Origin of the sequence: Pseudomonas sp. SAS7, from assembly GCF_052112345.1 — a bacterium.
Lineage (GTDB): Bacteria > Pseudomonadota > Gammaproteobacteria > Pseudomonadales > Pseudomonadaceae > Aquipseudomonas > Aquipseudomonas putida_Q.
This window is the reverse complement of record NZ_JBEGGO010000022.1, coordinates 1-17,825: the sequence shown is the minus strand read 5'-3', so window position 1 is coordinate 17,825 and position 17,825 is coordinate 1. Positions and strand designations below refer to the sequence as shown.

Here is a 17,825-nt window from a genome sequence, read left to right as displayed (position 1 = left end):
GCTGCAAATTAACCCCGCATCGGCCATTACCAGCCGCGCCCGGAGTTCACCCAGAAGTTCACCGACAGCGAGGTAGACACCGACTCCACCTGGTGGAACCAGCCCTCCGGCAGGAACAGCAGGTCGCCGGCCTGCAGCACTACGCGCAAGAACGGCACGTCGCGCGCTGCGGGGAAGCGCTGGTAATCCGGGGCGTCAGGATTGAAATCGCAGCCGTCGAGGCCGCCTTTGGGGCTGGTTGACCACGTGCCCAGGGCAGGGCGGTGATGCGGCGCGGCGAGGATGAACGACTTCTGCCCCCACACCTGGGCGAACAGGTTGTCGGTGTCGTCGCGGTGCAGGGGCGTCAAGGTGCCTTTTGGCCCGATCCAGATGCGCGGTGCGATGAATTTGTCGCGGCTGAAGTATTGCGGGTAGTTGATCAGTTTCAGCAGCTTTTCCGGCACGATGTTGTTGCCCATGTAGGCCGGGGTGTCCCCCGGTTTGGCCGGGGTGTCCAGCGAGGCGATGAACGCGGCCATGGAGGTTGAGCGGAAATCGCGGTCGGTGGAGAAGGTCTTCTTCACGTAATCACCGTGTCGGGTGATGCCCTGCAATTCGGCGAAGTGCTCCAGTGATGCCTCGCGGCCCATGGTGAATAGCGGCCAGTTTTGCAAGGCATCGCTGATGACCACCGGTGTGCCGTGCTGCAAATACTCGCTCTTGAAGCGTGCCACTGGCATGTCGGTGTGGGCAATGCGTACCACCTCACGCTGCACTGACTGCGCGATCGACACCCGTTCGCTGAGGCGGGCAGGGGTCGGGTAGCGCTGGTTCATCGACACCTTGGCCGCTGCGGCACCCCGACGGGCGTTGCTGATGATCTGCGGCAGCAGGGTGGCCAGGCCCATGTTGCCGGTAATCTTCAATCGTGCGCTGGCGAACAGTTCCTCGACATTGGCCGTACCGCCCATGATGCCGAGAAAGTCGCGCTCGGCCACCTCGATGGTGACATCGGGGGCGCTGTGCCGGCCGGGGCCGGTGCGGCTGGTGTCTCGTACCTCCGACCAGAAGGCCAGGTCCTGGGCGAAGACGAACTGGAATACGCCTTCGATGCCGACGGCATGGGCGTTGGCGAACAGTTTGCTGAGGATGCTCTGAAGGTCCACGGTGTGCCTCGGGCGGTGTTTCGTTGTGCAGGGATAACGAGCGCCTGCGCCAACGATTTAGCCGTAGGGCGGGTAATTTTTCGGCGTGCTGCTACGTCCCGTAGGGATGCTTGAGTCACATTGTTTACCCAAGGAACCCACATGGCACTGCACCCTGATCTGGCGGCATTTCTGGAACTGGTCGAGTTTGGCCGGCTGACGGGCAGGAGCCTGCCCATGCACGCGATGGACGTGGCCCAGGCCCGGGCCGAGTTCGCCGGCAGCTCGCAGGTGCTCGACCCGAGCCCTCCGGGCAATGTCACGGTCAGGGAGTTGCAGGTTAGCGCGCGCGACGGTGCCAGCCTGGCTGCGCGCCTGTATCGCCAGGGCGAAGCGGGCGCAGCCTTGCAACCAGTGATTTTCTACCTGCACGGTGGCGGCTATGTGGTTGGCAGCCTCGACTCCCACGACTCGGTGTGCCGCCGCCTTGCGGCCCTTGGCGAGTTCGCGGTGCTGGCGGCGGATTATCGGCTGGCACCGGAACAGCAGTTCCCGGTCGCCCTGCACGATGTGCTGGATGTTGCCAACTGGCTGGCCGAACAGGCAGCGGCCCTGGGCCTGGACAACCGCCGCGTGGTGCTGGCGGGGGACAGCGTGGGCGCCAGCCTGGCAGCGGTGTTGGCGATTACGGCGGTCGAGCAGCCCGAAGTGTTGGCGTTCAAGCCACTGGCACAGTTGCTGTTCTACCCGGTGACCGATATTTCCTGCCAGCGGGGCTCGCATCGCGAGCATGCCGAGGGCTACCTGCTGGAGACGCCGACCCTGGAGTGGTTCTACCAGCACTATGCGCCGCAGCCGGAGCAGCGCCGGGACTGGCGGGTGTCGCCGCTTCTGTCGACGCTGTGTGAGCCGCTGGCGCCGGCCTACCTGTTTGTGGCCGAGTATGACCCGTTGCATGACGAGGGCATTGCCTACCGTGACTGGTTGCTGGCCGGCGGGACGGCTGTGACGTTTGCGCGAGTGCAAGGGCTGACCCATGACTTCTTGCGCATGTCGGGGATCGTGGGGCAGGTGGAGGAGATTTACCGCGATGTCGGGCAGTGGTTGGAAGGGATTGCCGGCCAGTCATGACTCAGGCTTGCCAGGGGCGCCGCGCGCCCCATCGCCGACAAGCCAGCCCTCAAGCGCGGCGATAGCGCTTCAAGACATCCACCAATCGCTCGATCTCGGCCTCGGTGTTCAACAACCCAGGCGCGGTGCGCACCACGGGCCCCGCATCCCGCGATACAGCGTCCACCACAATGCGCTGGCTGTTAAGGTGCCTGGCCACCTCATCGGCATCCTGCCCCTTGACCCTGAAGAAGGTGAAGCCCGCCGAATAGTGAGCGCTGCGCGGTGTTACCAGTTCGATCCCCGGCAGTGCCTCCAGGCGCTGCTTGAGGAAGTCATTAAGCCCGTGGATACGCGCCTGTACGGCTGCCTTGCCCAGTTGCAGGTGCAACTCGAAGGCCTTGCCCAACGCCCAGCGGTGCTCGAACGCATGGTAGCCGCCTGGGGTCATCACCGTGGCGAAGTCTTCATTTTCGGAAAACGTGGCAATGGTCGGGGTCAGCTGTTTCAGCTCGGTGGAGGCTGCGCATATGATCCCTGTACCGCGGGGCCCGAACATCCACTTGTGGGTGCCAGCGATGAAGTAATCGCAGTTGAAATCGGCGAAGTGCATATTTTCGACGCCAAAGCCATGCACCCCATCGATCACGTAGATGATCCGGTCCTGCTCGTCACGCTGGCGATTGACCTCGCGCACCAGCTTGCCGACCTCGCCCACGGGCAGTTTCACGCCGCTGCCCGAATGCACCCAGGTCATGCCAAGAACCCGGGTTCTCGGCCCGATCGCGGCCGAAATCGTGCTCAGCACCTGGTCGGTATTAACCTTGGCAGGGTCGTCGAACAGGCGCAGGCGCCGCACAGCCGTGCCATCGCGCGCGGTGCGAAAGCCCATGGTATGGCGGGCCGCCGAGTGCTCGTGCACGGTAGTAAGAATTTCCTGCCCCGGCGCAATCTTCAGCCCACCATAGATCAGCCCGAGGCCTTCGGTGGTGCTACCGGTCAAGGCGATCTGCCGCGGTTTCACTTCAAGGTAACGCGCAGCCCATTCACGCACGGCAGCTTCGTGCTTCCATTCCGACTGGCTGTCCCAGTCGACCATGTAGGCCGGTTGGCGGTCGAACTGTGCGCGCAGGGCTTCGATGGCTTCGCGTACGGGCCTTGGGTGCGAGGTGATCAGGAAGTTGGCAAAGTGTGCATAGGTCGGGTCCAGCTCGAACAGGCCGCGAAACGCGGCCCAGTCATCGGCCGTGGCGGGCTTCGCCGGTGCAGCGTGGGCGGCAGGCAGCAGCGGGCCGGGGCCGGTCAGTGGCAAGGCGGCAGCCAGCAGGCCGGCCTGCTTGAGGAATGTGCGACGGTCGTTCATCAAGGTGCTCGCAAGGGTCATGGGGAGGAAGTGGCGACGGGTTGCGCTGCGCGCTGCACCTGCTCCCACACGCGCAGAAAGTTGCCGCCCCAGAGCTTGGCGATATCTGCTTCGGAATAGCCGCGGCTGATCAGTTCGGCTGTGACGTTGCGTGCTTCGCCGGCGTTCTGCCAGCCCTCGATGCCGCCGCCTTCGTTGAAGTCCGAGCTCAGGCCGACGTGGTCGATACCGACCTTGCGCACGGTGTAGTCGATGGCGTCACCATAGTCCTTGAGCGTGGCAGGTGGTTCTTCGTCGAGGATGCCGTACAGCTCGTTGGCGTACTGGCCGACCTTCTGCTCGGGCCAGCCGGCGATCACCGGGTCGCCAGGCATCAGCGCGTAGTTGAGGTTGGCCAAGGGCGGCAGGCCGTAGCGGGCACGCAGGGCGTCGAGTTTGTCCTGGGTCTTGCTGCTCAGTGGCTTGAGGTAGGTGGAGAAGGCCACCAACTGGATTACCCCGCCGCTGTCCTTGATCAGTTGCAGCTCCTTGTCGGATAGGTTGCGGTTGATGTCGACCATCGCCCGTGGCGCCGAGTGCGAGGCTACCAGCGGCGCGCGGCTAAGGGCGGCAACCTGGGCCAGCGCCTTGCTCGACATCTGCGACACGTCGATGATCACGCCCAGGTCATTAAGCCGTTGCACGGCGCGCTTGCCGGTTGCTGACAAGCCTTCCAGCGCATCGACGGTGTCATTGAAGAACGGCAGCGGGCGCGAAGAGTCGGCCCAGCTGTTGTTGCCCACGTAACTGAAGCCGAACATACGTACGCCGCGCGCGGCCCAGCGATCGAGCTGGCCGATGTCGTCACCCAGGGCATAGGCGTTGAGCATGCTGAGAAATACCGCGAACTTGCCTTCGCCATGCAGGCGCCGCATGTCTTGCGGGGTATAGGCAATACCGACCTGTTGCGGGAAGTCCCGGACCATGGCGGTGATGGCGTTGTAGCGCACCTCCTGGGTGTGGCGCGCGGCCTCGACGAAGCCTGGGGTAGGGCGGTGCGGGCCATCGTTGCCGGTCCAGGATTCTGGCCAGGCGAAGATGGTCAGGGCGGCGCCGGACAAACGCCCCTGTGCGGCCTTGGCCAGGTCGAAGCGGCCATTGCCATCCTTGTCGGCCTCGCTGCCTTCGGTCCCGAAGGTCAGGGGCAACGTGATGTGGCTGTCGAACGAGATGATGCGTTCCTGCAGGTCGTTGGCTTGGCGGGTCACCTCGCGGGAATAGCCGGCTGGGGTGGCCAGATAGTGCCAGGCGGCAAACCCGGCACCGCCGGCAATCGCCGTGGCCAGGCTGATAAACAGGGCTTTCTTCCAGCGTGGAGTCGTCATCTTGGTCTCAGTAGGTTCACCGTCAGGGATGGGCACAGAGGCCGCCGCTACCTGCAATGAACGAGCTCGCACCCGTAAAATTTAGCCAGCGTCCTTGGCCATGCGCCGTTAAATTTCGCTGTCCGTGCAACGTTCTAGCCTTGGACGGGCCGTGCTCCATGGCCGCAATGAATGCACAGGTAAGCAATGACGATTTCCCGACGCGGTTTCATCGCCGGTGTGGCATTGACGGGTGTGGTGGTACCTGGCGCGCTGGGTGCACTGTATGTGCAGCGCCAGCGGGAAGCCGAAGCGTTTCCGCAAACCCCTGGCGAGGCCGTGGTCGAGCTGGCCGACACCGCCTTGCAGCAGTTGGGCGATACCCTGCGCGGCATCTGGCGCTGGACCCTGCAGGGCAAGGATGCGGGGCTGGATGGCCTGCCGGGAGGTGAACTGGAGTTGTTCCTGGACGTGGCAGCCAGCGGTCGTGCACTGCGCGGTTACCTGGACACCCCAGAGCGCCTGCGTGGGGACGAGGAGCCGCGCTACCGGGTGGTCGGCGACCTGCTGGCGGACAAGCCGGGCACCGTGCGCTGGCGGCTGTTTTCGGCCCAGGCGCGCTATGAATGCCACATCGTGCTCGATGAAGTCTGGGGGCGCTTCGGCAATGCCGGTCCGGCAACCCTCAACGGGCACATTGCGCGCATGGACCGTGCGCTGACATTGCCGGTGGAGGACAACCACTTCCTGGCGTTGAAACGCACCTTCCCCGAAGCGCGCGAACGAACCCCGCTGAACCCTCGACTGCTGGCCTGGCTCATTGCGCCGGAGCATCGCCTTTTTCATCAGTTGTGGCACTCCTCGCGGGACAAATGGCACAAGCTGGACAAGAGCAAGCAGAAGGCCCTGCGTGGCCTTGGCTGGCAACCGGGGCCGCGTGACCGCGAGCGTGACGCACGCGGGCGGCACAAGGACCGCAACGGTTCGGGTGAGGACTTCTTCTTCATGCACCGGCACATGCTTGGCAGCGCACGTGCCCTCCAAGACCTGCCTTCCTGGCCGCGCTTTCCGCTGCCACAACCGGAGCTGGAGCGTGACCGTGCAGGCTTTGCCCGCTACTTCGACAACCACGACGGCAATGCCCTGCCACCCACCTGGCTGGCCAGTGGTGACGAGGAGTACACCCAGTGGGTGCGTGACATCAAGTCACCGGATACCTTCCACGGCAATTTCCAGGTCTGGGAGTCGCGCTACACCGACCCGGATTACCTGAGCAGCCTGACCCTGGGCCAGTTCGGCTCGGAGGTGGAACTGGGCCTGCACGACTGGTTGCACATGCGCTGGGCATCGGTGCCACGGGACCCTTCCAACGGCATGCCGGTGCCGACGGCGCGCACCCCGGACGATTTTGCCGAACGCTGGTTCGCGGCGGACAACGACTTCCTCGGAGACCCGTTTTCTTCTCATGTGAATCCGGTGTTCTGGCATTTTCACGGCTGGATCGACGACCGTATCGAGGACTGGTTCCGTGCCCATGAGCGGCTGCACCCGGGCGAGGTGCGGCGGCTGGAGGTCAACGGTGTGCAGTGGTTTGCGCCGGGGCGTTGGGTCGAGGTGGCAGACCCGTGGCTGGGGCCGGACACCCACGGCTGCTCGACCGTACCGGGGCTACGGCCCGGGCGCAGCGTGGAGATGGACCCGGAGACCATGAAGCTGGCGTTGCGCATCATTTACAGCGATGAAGACCTGTTCGACAAGTTGCAACCCAAAGTACCGAAGCGGCCTTGGTATGCGCGTAACCTCAGGGTGGTGCAGCGGTCGGGCTGACGGGCTGCGCAGCAGCCCCCCCAAGGCGACTGGGACTAACGTTCGACCTGCCACCCCCCACCCAATGCCTTGTACAACGCCACGCTACCCTGCAACCGGGCCAGGCGCAGTTGCGCCTGCTGGTCCTGCGCGACATACAACGTGCGCTGGGTTTCGAGCACGCTCAACAAGGTCTCGGCCCCCGCGCCGTAACGCCGCTGAGCAAGGTCGAATGCCAGCCGTGCCTGCTGCACCTCTTCATCCTGCCACTGCCGCTGCTGGTCCACACCGTGGATCGCATTGAGCGCTTTCTCGACATCGGCAAAGCCCGCCAGGATGCTGCTGCGGTAGGTCTCCAGCAATTCTTCCTGTTCAGCCTCGGCCAGCTCTCGGGCAGCGCGTAGTCGGCCGTTGTTGAAAATCGGCGCGACCAGGCCGCTGGTGAGTGTGTAGTACGAGCTGTCGAACAAGTGGGCAAAGGTATTGGCGCCAGCGCCCAGATTGGCCCCCAGGGTCAGCTTGGGGAGCATGGCAGCGCGGGCGACCTGCACATTGGCGCTGGCCGCGGCCAGCCGCGCTTCTGCTGCGGCAATGTCCGGGCGGCGTGTGAGCAGTTCGCTGGGTAGGCCGCTGCCAATGGTCGGCCATTGCAACGCATCGATCGCTTCCGGGCTGGCGGGCAGCGACTGCACGGGGTCCCCGAGCAGCGTCGCCAGAGTAACCCGGCTGTCTTGCCATTTCTGTTCCAGCAATGGCAGCTGGCGTTGCTGAGTGGCCACCAGACTGCGCTGCTGGGCCAGTTCCAGACGCGTGGCGGAGCCGCTACGCTGGCGCGTCTCAACCAGGCCTAGCACGTCCTGGGCATTGCGCAGGTTGAGCCGGGCAATGCGCAGCTGCTCTTCCAGGGCCAGGCCCTGCAGGTAACTGTCGGCGACTGCGCTGACCAGGGTCAGCTCCACCGTCTGGCGGTCGAAGCGGCTGGCGTCGAGGCTGCGCAGGGCGTTGTCGCGGGTTGCCCGCAGGCCACCCCAGAAATCGATTTCGTAGCGGGCGCTAAGCTGCGCGTCGAACGATGTGCTGGTGGGCGCGTTACGGCTTACGTCCAACTGGTCATTGCCTTCGCCATGCAGCAGGCGCTGGCGGCTGCCGTTCAGGTCCAGTTGCAGTTCTGGCAACAAGGGTGCGCCTGCAATGAGCGCGCGGGCCTGGGCCTGGCGAACGCGCGCCGTGGCAGCAGCCAGGTCGTGGGCGTTGACCAGGGCGTGCTGTACCAGGCGGTCCAGCTCGCGACTGGCGAAGCTGTGCCACCACTGTGCTGCGGGCAGGTGGGCCGAAGGCGCTGCGGCATCGCCTTGCCAGGCAGGTGGCGCGACGATTCCACTGGTAGGCGTGGGGGGTGTGCTGCAGGCGGCAATGGTTGCACAAAGGGGTAGGCACAACGTCAACAGGCTGATGCGGCTAGGCAATTTCATGGGCTATTCGCTGGTAAGGGCTTTGACCGGATCGAGGCGGGCGGCCTTGCGCGCGGGCATGAAGCCGAACACGATGCCGGTGATGACGGCGCAGGCAAAGGCACCGAGCATGGCTGGCAGGGCAAAGGCTACTGCCACCTCGGCCAGCATCAGGCCGCCGCCGATGGCCAGGGCCAGTACGATGCCAGCCAGGCCGCCGACCATCGACAGCATCACCGCCTCGCTGAGGAACTGGCGCAGAATGTCGCGCTGGCGCGCGCCGGTGGCCATGCGGATGCCGATTTCCCGGGTGCGCTCGCGCACGGTCATCAGCATGATGTTCATTACGCCGATGCCGCCTACCAGCAGCGAGATCGCGGCGATCGCCCCCAGCATCAGCGACAGGCTGTTCTGCGTGCGTGCTTCGGCCTGGATCAGTGCCGCGTCATTGGTCAGCTCGAAGTCCTGGCGGCCATTGTGGCGTTGGCGCAGCAGCTGGTCGATGGCTGCTTCGGCTTGGTTGACCCGGGTAGAGTCAAGAGCGGCGACGGCGATGTAGTCCGGATCGCGCTGGCCGAACAGGCGGATAGCGGCGGCAGAGTACGGCACGGCGATGCGCCCATCGCTGTCCTGGTCGCCAGAGCTTGCGCCTTTGCCAGCCAGGATGCCGATCACCTGGAAGGGCACATTGCCGATCAGGATGTACTGCCCCAGCGGATCGCGCCCTGGGTCGAGCATTTTCTCCCGCACTTTCTGGCCGATCACTGCCACGGCGGCCGCATTGGGTTCGTCGCTTTCGCTGTAGAAGCTGCCTTGGGCCGCCGGCCAGTTGAAGATCTCCGGGAAAAAGGTGTTATTGCCGCCCACGTAGAATCTCTGACTGTTGTTGCCATGGCGCACCATCAGCTTTTCGCCAATCACCGGCATCACATGCTTGACCTGCGGCAGTTCGCCAATGGCTGCCACATCATCAAGGGTGATGGTGCCAGCAGGCTCGCCAAGCGTCGCCGGCTTGCCATTGAGGTAGAGGATGTTGGAGCCGAAGGCGGCCATCTGTGCCATGACCTGACGCTTGCTGCCTTCGCCCACGGCCAGCATCACCACCACCGAGGCCACGCCGATGACGATACCCAGCAGGGTCAGGGCGGTGCGGAAGCGGTTGACCCACATGACCCGCCAGGCGGCTTGCAGGGCTTCGAGCAGTTCACCCTTCCATGCCCCGCGCAGGGTAGCGCCGCGGTCCAGGCGCTGGCGCAACTGTTCGGCTTGCAGGCCTTGGCCCTGGTCGATCGCCGGCTGTTCGCCGGCCGAGTCACCGATGATCAAGCCGTCGCGGATCTCGATCACCCGCTGCGCCCGCGCGGCTACTTCGCGATCATGGGTAATCAGGATGATCACATGGCCCTGGCTGGCCAACTCGTCGAGCAGTGCCATCACTTCGGTGCTGCTGTGGCTGTCGAGGGCGCCGGTGGGTTCGTCGGCGAGGATGATATGGCCGCCGTTCATCAGTGCGCGAGCAATCGAAACCCGTTGCTGCTGGCCGCCGGACAGCTGGTGCGGGCGGTTGCCGGTGCGGCTGGCCAGGCCCAGACGGCCGAGCAGGGCGCTGGCGCGGGCGTGGCGTTCGCTGGCGTCAATGCCGGCATAGATGGCCGGCATCTCGACGTTTTCCTGGGCCGAGCCCGAGGGGATCAGGTGGTAGCCCTGGAACACGAAGCCAAATGCTTCGCGGCGCAACCAGGCCAGTTCATCGCTATCCAGTTCAGCCACATCTTTGCCGGCAAAGCGGTAGCTGCCAGAGGTTGGGCGGTCGAGGCAACCAAGGATGTTCATCAAGGTCGACTTGCCCGAGCCTGAGGCTCCGACGATGGCGACGAACTCGCCGGGGTGGATGCTGAGGCTGATGCCATGGAGGATATCGACTTTGGGGGTACCCACACCGCCGTAGGACTTGCGGATGTCGATCAGCTCGATCAAAGGTGTGCTCATTCAGCCTCCGCTCACGGCGGGGGCGCCGATGACCAGGCGCTCGCCTTCGTTGAGGCCGTCCAGCACCTGTACCCGCAGCCGGTCGCTGAGCCCGGTGCGCACCTGGCGCTGTTCCACCTTGCCGTCCCCCGTCAGCACGTGCGCCAGGCGCAGGCCGTCACCGTCATCCAGCGCAGCCAGCGGCACCGTCAGCACCTGGCTGGCCTTGCCAGCGACGAAGAACACCTGCGTGGTCATCTCGGCCATCAGCGCGCCGTCCGGGTTGTCGACATCCAGCAGCACGCTGTATTGCACAACCTGGCTGCCGGCACTGCCATTGCTGACGCTGGCTGGGCTGCCGCCGCCCTGGCTGGTCTGCTCCAGTGGTTTGGGCGGGATTGGCAGCACTTGCCGCACGGTGCTGGTCCAGCGGCGCTTGCCGCCTGCCAGGGTGGTGAAATAGGCGGTCATGCCCGGTTTGACCTTGCCAATGTCGGCCTCGGACACCTGTGCCCACACGGTCATCGGCGAGAGCCTGGCGATGCGCAGGATCAACGGGGTTTGCTGCTGGGCGTTGAGGGTTTGCCCTTCGCGGGCATCAACCGCCACCACCGTGCCGTCCATGGGGGCATAGATGCGCGTGTAGCCCAATTCGGCTTCGTCGCTTCTCAGGCTGGCCTGGGCCTGGCGGATCTGCGCCAGGAACATGTCGATGCGCGCCTGGGTGACCTTCATCTGCGCGGCGGCCGTTTGCACGTCTTCATCGCGGGTGGCGCCAGCGGCGGCCAGGTCGCGCTGGCGCTTGAGCTGCTGCTGGGCCAGCAAGTATTGCGCGCGTTGTTCGGCCAACTGGGCCTTGAGGTTGTCGATAGAGAAGCGCCCGGCATCCAGACGCGCTTGCTGGGTGGAGGGGTCGATCTCGACCAGCAGCTGGCCCTTGCGCACGGTGTCGCCAACTTCAACGTGCAGCTTGTGGATCTGGCCGGAGGCCTGGGCGCCAACATCCACGTAACGTCTCGGTTGCAAAGTGCCCAGCGCGGTAACGCTGCTCTCGATATCAGCGCGGGTCACGGCGACCGTGCTCAACGGCTGGGCACCATAGGGCAGGGCCTTCCAGGCCAGCAGGCTGCCGAGGCCGAGCAAGCCCAGGCCAGTGAACAGGGCACGGCGACGGGTGTTGGTTAAAGGTCTCATGCAGACATCCAGCCAAGGGGTGTGGGTACGCGCAACAAGTGGCGGGCGCGGACCGGGTGCCAGATAGACGAAAGCGGTAGCGGGGGATTTAGCGAGGGGGAGCGGGCGAGCACGTGGCCCGCCGCGCTTGTTGCTGAGAATAATTATAATTTGTAAGATCGCACGTTGACATCACTCGGTCCTGCGTTGCTGCCTGAAAGGGCTTTCTGGCAAACGCTGGCAGGACATCTCAGGTATCGTCGTGGAACATTACTATCGCGAACTGGTGGGTTTCCTCTCCGCACGCCTGGGCAGTCGTCAGGCCGCCGAGGATGTGGCGCACGATGCTTACCTGCGGGTGCTGGAGCGTACCGACACCGAGCGTATCGAGCACCCGCGCGCCTTCCTCTACCGCACGGCGCTCAATCTGGTGGTTGACCGCCACCGGCGATACCAGGTGCGCCAAGCCGAGCCGCTGGAAGTACTGGATAGCGACGAGCGCTGGCACACGGCGGCGCCGGCCCATGATTTGCAGCGTGATCAGCGGCTGGCGTTGATGCAGCGTGCACTGGATGAGCTGAGCAAGGTGTGTCGCGACTGCTTCCTGCTGCGCAAGCTCGATGGCCTGTCGCACCCGCAGATTGCCGAGCACCTGGGCATATCCCGCAGCATGGTGGAGAAGCACATCGTCAATGCGATGAAGCACTGCCGGCTACGCATGCGCGAGTGGGAATCGTGAAGGCCGGCTTAAAGGCAAATGCAAATTCCGTCAGTCAATCACTTGATTTATGCGCCTTTCCCGACTTCTATCAAAGAAGACCGCTGCCAGGCATGGCCTTGGCAGTAGCCTTTACCGGCGCAGTATGGTCATGGAGCGTACCCATTACCCAACTGCCCAGGTCCCACCATGGCAAACAAGACCCTGCGCATCCTCATCGCCGACGCACACCCGTGCCAGCGCCTGCAGCTGGAACGGTTGCTCAATGGCCTGGGCTATTACCGGATAGCCCCCGTGGAGAGCTTCGAGGAGCTGCAGCGCTTGGTGCATTGCGCCTTGCAGCCCTTTCATCTGCTGTTGGGCAATATCGAGCTGGCAAACCATGCAGGGGTTGACCTTGAGCGCTTCTGCCGCGTCAGCACCCAGATCCAGCACGCCCTGCTTTACCACTCCAGTCAGTTGAAAGTGCCTTCAGTACCGCAGACCGAACGCCAGGCGGTCAGCCTGAGCCTGCCGCAGGTGCCTGATAACGAGGCGCTGGAGTCGTTCATGGCGATCATCGACGCGCCACTGCTGGTCGGCAAGTTGCCGCTGCCGGGCAGCATGCCGGCTACCGCGGCGCGCCCACGGCCGCGGGCCAACTTCGCGCACACGGTGTTCAACCGCTAGCGGCGCAGCGGGCAGGGCAACGGGGCAGCTATTTGGTATCCTCTTGCCCTTTGCCGATTTGCGGACCCCTGCCATGACTGCCATCGATACCGCTCGCCCACCCCGGTTCAGCCGCGGCGATCACCGGACCCTGGGCCTGGCGGCACTGGGCGGCGCGCTGGAAATCTACGACTTCATCATTTTCGTGTTCTTTGCGCTGACCCTCAGCCAGCTGTTCTTCCCGCCCGAAATGCCCGAGTGGCTGCGCCTGCTGCAAAGTTTCGGCATCTTCGTCACCGGTTACCTGGCGCGGCCGCTGGGCGGCATCCTGATGGCGCACTTTGCGGACCACCTGGGGCGTAAACGGGTGTTCAGCCTGAGCATCCTGATGATGGCCCTGCCGTGCCTGCTGATCGGCGTGATGCCGACCTATGCCGACATCGGTTATGCCGCGCCACTGATTCTGCTGGCCTTGCGTATCCTGCAGGGCGCGGCCGTTGGGGGCGAAGTGCCGAGCGCCTGGACCTTCGTTGCCGAGCACGCGCCGGCCGGCCGACGCGGTTATGCCTTGGGCTTCCTGCAGGCCGGGCTGACCTTCGGCTACCTGCTGGGGGCGCTGACCGCGACCTTGCTGGCGCAAGTATTCACACCGCAGGAAATCCTCGACTACGCCTGGCGTTACCCGTTCCTGTTGGGTGGGGTGTTTGGCGTGATTGGCGTGTGGCTACGCCGCTGGCTGAGCGAAACACCGGTGTTTCTTGCCTTGCGCGCACGTCAGGAACAGCCGGTGAAGTTCCCGCTGCGACGGGTACTGGGCGAGCACCGCCGTGCGCTGATCCCGGCGGCGCTGCTGACTTGCGTGTTGACTTCTGCCGTGGTGGTGTTGGTGGTGATAACCCCGACGGTGATGCAGCAGCGCTTCGGCATGAGCGCCGGGCACACCTTTGCCCTGAGCAGTGTGGGTATTGTCTTCCTCAATATCGGCTGCGTGCTCGCCGGCTTGCTGGTTGACCGCGTGGGCGCCTGGCGTGCGCTGATGCTTTACAGCTTGCTGCTGCCGCTGGGCATCGGCGCGTTGTACGCCAGCCTGAATGGGCAGTGGGGCATGACCTGGCTGGCCTACGCGCTGGCGGGGTTGAGTTGCGGTGTGGTGGGGGTGGTGCCGTCGGTGATGGTCGGGCTGTTCCCGGCCGAGATCCGGGTTTCGGGCATTTCCTTCACCTACAACGTGGCCTATGCGCTGTGGGCCAGCACCACGCCGCTGGCGCTGATTGCGCTGATGCCGTGGAGCCCGTGGGTGTGTGTCGGGTTTTGTCTGATCATGGGCACGGTGGGGCTGCTGACGGCCTTGTATTTCGGGCGCCGCGAGCCATTGGCGTTTACGGCAGAGCCGATGCCGATCATGTGTGGTGACAAATGAGAGGGTAACGCTATTGAGGCGCTGAGGCAGACTTCCGGGCGGGGGTTATTGGAATAACCTATTGGCCAAATTTAACCTGGAAGGTTAATTTCTCATGGAAAAGAGAACGCCTCACTGCCCTTTGCATCGGCTGCAAGTGCTATTGAGCCAAGGGAAGGTACGTACTACCCAGGCGGCGACCCTGGGAGCGCGGTCGCTTGGGCTAGGTCCCTAAGACATGTTGGATGTTGTCCGCGGGCTATCGCCAGGCGACTTCCATAAAAGTATGACGAGCTACAACGATCATCGTGTTTGGCAGGATGTCTATCGGGCGCAAACCGCCGTTGGCAGGGTTTACCTCAAGCTGACGGTGGTTGACGATCTGCTCATACTATCTTTCAAGGAGCTTTGAAATGAAATGTCCCCTGTGTGGAGGAGCGGAGTTGGTTGCGCAGTCGCGAGACATGCCGTATCGCTACAAAGGTGAGTTGACCGTCATCCCGGACATCTTTGGTGACTACTGCCCGGCGTGTGGTGAGGCAGTGCTGGGCATGGACGAGGCGCAGCGTATGAGTGACCTGATGACGGCGTTCGAGCGCACAGTTAATGCGGCCGTTGTCGATCCGGGTTTCATTGCTGCCATGCGCAGGAAGTTCGACCTCGACCAGCGTGAAGCGGGGGAAATCTTCGGTGGTGGGGTCAACGCGTTCTCCCGATATGAAAACGGCAAGACCACACCACCCGTGGCGTTGGTGAAACTGCTCAAGCTGCTGGATCGCCATCCAGAGCTCTTCGAGGAAGTGCGTACTGCCTGATTTTGGCAGCTAACAAAAAGCCCCCGGCTCATGAGAACCGGGGGCTTTTGGTTACCACAAGGGCAGGGCCATTACATGTTCGGGTAGTTCGGCCCGCCAGCGCCTTCAGGGGTGACCCAGGTGATGTTCTGGGCCGGGTCCTTGATGTCGCAGGTCTTGCAGTGCACGCAGTTCTGCGCGTTGATCTGGAAGCGCTTGTTGCCGTCTTCCTGGGTGACCACTTCGTACACGCCCGCCGGGCAGTAGCGCTGGGCCGGCTCGTCGTACAGCGGCAGGTTGCTGGCGATCGGTACGTTCGGGTCGGTCAGCTTCAGGTGGCAGGGTTGTTCTTCTTCGTGGTTGGTGCTGGAGAGGAATACCGAGCTGAGCTTGTCGAAGCTGAGCTTGCCGTCCGGTTTCGGGTAGTCGATCTTTTTCGAATCCGCGGCCAGCTTGAGGCAGGCGTAGTCCGGCTTGGTGTCGTGCAGGGTGAACGGCAGCTTGCCGCCGAACCAGTTCTGGTCGACGTAGTTGAACGCACCGCCCAGCAGTGGCCCGAACTTGTGCAGGGCGGGGCCGAAGTTACGGCTGGCAAACAACTCCTCATACAGCCAGCTTGCCTTGAAGGCGCTGACATAACCGTCGAGCTGGTCACCGCCTTCGCGGCCAGCGGCCAAGGCATCGGCCACCGCTTCAGCGGCAAGCATGCCGGACTTCATCGCGGTGTGGCTGCCCTTGATCTTGGAGAAGTTCAGGGTGCCCAGGTCGCAGCCGATCAGTGCGCCGCCGTTGAATACCATTTTCGGCAGAGAGTTCAGGCCGCCTTTGCAGATGGCGCGGGCGCCATAGCTGATGCGCTTGCCGCCTTCGAGGTACTGCTTCATCACCGGGTGGTGCTTCAGGCGCTGGAATTCGTCGAACGGCGACAGGTACGGGTTGGCGTAGGACAGGTCGACGATCAGGCCGACCACCACCTGGTTGTTTTCCAGGTGATAGAGGAACGAGCCACCGGTGTTGTCCTTGGCTACCACGTCCAGCGGCCAGCCGGCGGTGTGCACCACCAGGCCCTGCTCGTGCTTGGCCGGGTCGATTTCCCAGATTTCCTTCAGGCCGATGCCGTAGTGCTGAACATCGGACTCGTTGTCGAGGTTGAAGCGCTTGATCAGCTGCTTGCCGATGTGGCCGCGGCAGCCTTCGGCAAACAGGGTGTACTTGGCGCGCAGTTCCATGCCCGGGGTGTACAGGCCGTCCTTCGGGTTGCCTTCGCGGTCGACACCCAGGTCACCGGTGACGATGCCGCGGACCACGCCGTTGTCGTCGAACAGCGCTTCCTGGGCGGCGAAGCCCGGGTAGATCTCAACGCCCAGGTTCTCGGCCTGCTGGGCCAGCCAGCGGCACAGGTTGCCCAGCGAGATGATGTAGTTGCCATGGTTGTGCATGGTCTTGGGCACGAACAGGTCAGGCACCTTGGTGGCGCTGCCAGCATCCTTGAGCACATAGATGTCGTCGCGCTTCACTTCGGTGTTCAGCGGTGCGCCGAGCTCTTTCCAGTCGGGAAACAGTTCGTTCAGGGCGCGGGGTTCGAACACCGCACCAGAGAGGATGTGGGCGCCGACTTCAGAGCCTTTTTCCACCACGCAGACGCTGATTTCGCTACCGGCTTCGGCGGCCTTCTGCTTCAGGCGGCAGGCGGCGGACAGGCCTGCCGGGCCGGCGCCGACGATGACCACGTCGAATTCCATGTATTCGCGTTCCACTGGTTCTCTCCTACTCATCAAGGCTCGTGCTGTTGCTTTGTCTTATGGGTGCTTGCGCACAGTGGCTCATCACGGGAGCGAAACTGTAGCTGCGCAAATGACGGACTACACCGTTTTGTCTTGGCCGCGCATTATATCTACACCACTTGGCGGGTCCAATACAAACGTTTGTTTGAATTTGCCGCAGGCCAGTAAAATCACAGGAACACGGCTGGAGGGTGACCGATTTGCCGTATTGACCGGATGGGGTGTTACGGTCAAGATACGAGCGGTTTTACGTTCGCCGTAGGCTTGCAGCCGGGCGCAGGTACACCTCTAAAGACCAGGTGTGGAGCAGGGTTTTGCGGCCTTCGGCCGGTTTGTAGTGGAGTTTACACGCCACGACAGAAAATGACCCGTGAGTATTTGTCGCAAGAGTCCGGACAAGACTGTTCGGTCACAGTGAAGATGCTGGCTCCCGGTACGTTTTTAGAGGTGCCCTTGTACCCACGCGCATCGCCGGGCTCAGCCCCAGGCGACTATCTATTCACCGGAGAGTAACGAGGAATCCATGAAGGTTCTTGTAGCTGTCAAACGAGTGGTCGACTACAACGTCAAGGTTCGCGTCAAGGCGGACAACTCCGGCGTCGACCTTGCTAACGTCAAGATGTCCATGAACCCCTTCTGCGAAATCGCCGTGGAAGAGGCCGTACGCCTGAAGGAAAAAGGCGTTGCGACCGAGATCGTCGTCGTTTCCGTCGGCCCGACCACTGCCCAGGAGCAACTGCGTACCGCCCTGGCCCTGGGTGCCGACCGTGCCATCCTGGTAGAAGCCGCTGACGAGCTGAACTCCCTGGCTGTAGCCAAGGCCCTGAAAGCCGTTGTCGACAAGGAGCAGCCTCAGCTGGTCATCCTTGGCAAGCAGGCCATCGACAGCGACAACAACCAGACCGGCCAGATGCTGGCTGCGCTGACCGGCTACGCCCAGGGCACCTTCGCCTCCAAGGTCGAAGTGGCAGGCGACAAGCTGAACGTGACCCGTGAAATCGATGGCGGCCTGCAGACCGTGTCGCTGAACCTGCCAGCCATCGTCACCACCGACCTGCGCCTGAACGAGCCACGCTATGCGTCGCTGCCGAACATCATGAAGGCCAAGAAGAAGCCGCTGGAGACCGTCAAGCCTGACGAT

At 63.5% G+C, this 17,825-nt stretch carries 14 protein-coding genes and 1 pseudogene; 8 read left to right on the top strand and 7 right to left on the bottom strand.

What is annotated here, in order from left to right:
• Nucleotides 1–26: 26 nt before the first annotated feature.
• A complete protein-coding gene (locus ABI582_RS26480) occupies nt 27–1,148 on the bottom strand; it encodes a cupin-like domain-containing protein (protein WP_442120745.1) in 1,122 nt (373 codons plus the stop codon).
• 141 nt (nt 1,149–1,289) lie between these two features.
• Between ABI582_RS26480 and ABI582_RS26475 the strand changes: the two genes are divergently transcribed.
• Entirely contained in the window at nt 1,290–2,258 is a 969-nt protein-coding gene (locus ABI582_RS26475) for an alpha/beta hydrolase (RefSeq protein ID WP_338744701.1), read from the top strand.
• A gap of 49 nt (nt 2,259–2,307) precedes the next feature.
• Here ABI582_RS26475 and pvdN read toward each other — a convergent pair whose 3' ends face one another.
• Nucleotides 2,308–3,600 (bottom strand): pyoverdine-tailoring periplasmic protein PvdN, encoded by a 1,293-nt coding sequence (gene pvdN / locus ABI582_RS26470; RefSeq protein ID WP_258653432.1) that lies wholly within the window; start codon nt 3,598–3,600, stop codon nt 2,308–2,310.
• 17 nt (nt 3,601–3,617) lie between these two features.
• Complete coding sequence (locus tag ABI582_RS26465; RefSeq protein WP_442120744.1) at nt 3,618–4,964, bottom strand: dipeptidase; 1,347 nt, start codon at nt 4,962–4,964, stop codon at nt 3,618–3,620.
• 186 nt (nt 4,965–5,150) lie between these two features.
• On the opposite strand from ABI582_RS26465, the gene pvdP reads away from it, so the two are divergent.
• Nucleotides 5,151–6,770 carry a pyoverdine maturation tyrosinase PvdP gene (pvdP, locus tag ABI582_RS26460; RefSeq protein WP_338744699.1) on the top strand — a complete coding sequence of 540 codons (1,620 nt, stop codon included), beginning with the start codon at nt 5,151–5,153 and terminating at the stop codon, nt 6,768–6,770.
• Nucleotides 6,771–6,805: 35 nt separating this feature from the next.
• On the opposite strand, the gene ABI582_RS26455 is transcribed toward pvdP, so the two are convergent.
• The 3 genes from ABI582_RS26455 to ABI582_RS26445 are packed head-to-tail and all read right to left on the bottom strand — an operon-like array spanning nt 6,806 to nt 11,362.
• Nucleotides 6,806–8,221, bottom strand: a complete 1,416-nt coding sequence (locus ABI582_RS26455; RefSeq protein ID WP_338744698.1) for an efflux transporter outer membrane subunit — start codon at nt 8,219–8,221, stop codon at nt 6,806–6,808.
• 3 nt (nt 8,222–8,224) lie between these two features.
• Nucleotides 8,225–10,189 (bottom strand): MacB family efflux pump subunit, encoded by a 1,965-nt coding sequence (locus ABI582_RS26450; protein WP_442120743.1) that lies wholly within the window; start codon nt 10,187–10,189, stop codon nt 8,225–8,227.
• Nucleotides 10,190–11,362, bottom strand: a complete 1,173-nt coding sequence (locus tag ABI582_RS26445; RefSeq protein ID WP_442120742.1) for an efflux RND transporter periplasmic adaptor subunit — start codon at nt 11,360–11,362, stop codon at nt 10,190–10,192. It abuts the gene before it with no gap.
• 241 nt (nt 11,363–11,603) lie between these two features.
• On the opposite strand from ABI582_RS26445, the gene ABI582_RS26440 reads away from it, so the two are divergent.
• The 5 genes and pseudogenes from ABI582_RS26440 (at nt 11,604) to ABI582_RS26420 (ending at nt 14,921) form a co-directional block, all read left to right on the top strand.
• The gene (locus ABI582_RS26440; RefSeq protein WP_442120741.1) at nt 11,604–12,080 is read left to right on the top strand and encodes a sigma-70 family RNA polymerase sigma factor; all 477 of its coding nucleotides are present in this window, start codon (nt 11,604–11,606) and stop codon (nt 12,078–12,080) included.
• A 168-nt stretch (nt 12,081–12,248) separates the two neighbouring features.
• Complete coding sequence (locus ABI582_RS26435) at nt 12,249–12,728, top strand: histidine kinase (protein WP_442120740.1); 480 nt, start codon at nt 12,249–12,251, stop codon at nt 12,726–12,728.
• Nucleotides 12,729–12,801: 73 nt separating this feature from the next.
• Entirely contained in the window at nt 12,802–14,127 is a 1,326-nt protein-coding gene (locus ABI582_RS26430) for an MFS transporter (RefSeq protein WP_442120739.1), read from the top strand.
• A gap of 94 nt (nt 14,128–14,221) precedes the next feature.
• Nucleotides 14,222–14,518 (top strand): annotated as a pseudogene (locus tag ABI582_RS26425) (type II toxin-antitoxin system MqsR family toxin).
• A 1-nt stretch (nt 14,519) separates the two neighbouring features.
• Nucleotides 14,520–14,921 (top strand): type II TA system antitoxin MqsA family protein, encoded by a 402-nt coding sequence (locus ABI582_RS26420; protein WP_138737678.1) that lies wholly within the window; start codon nt 14,520–14,522, stop codon nt 14,919–14,921.
• 71 nt (nt 14,922–14,992) lie between these two features.
• Here ABI582_RS26420 and ABI582_RS26415 read toward each other — a convergent pair whose 3' ends face one another.
• The gene (locus ABI582_RS26415) at nt 14,993–16,675 is read right to left on the bottom strand and encodes an electron transfer flavoprotein-ubiquinone oxidoreductase (protein ID WP_442120738.1); all 1,683 of its coding nucleotides are present in this window, start codon (nt 16,673–16,675) and stop codon (nt 14,993–14,995) included.
• Nucleotides 16,676–17,207: 532 nt separating this feature from the next.
• On the opposite strand from ABI582_RS26415, the gene ABI582_RS26410 reads away from it, so the two are divergent.
• The coding region (locus tag ABI582_RS26410; RefSeq protein WP_442120737.1) for an electron transfer flavoprotein subunit beta/FixA family protein at nt 17,208–17,825 on the top strand (618 nt) is incomplete at its 3' end.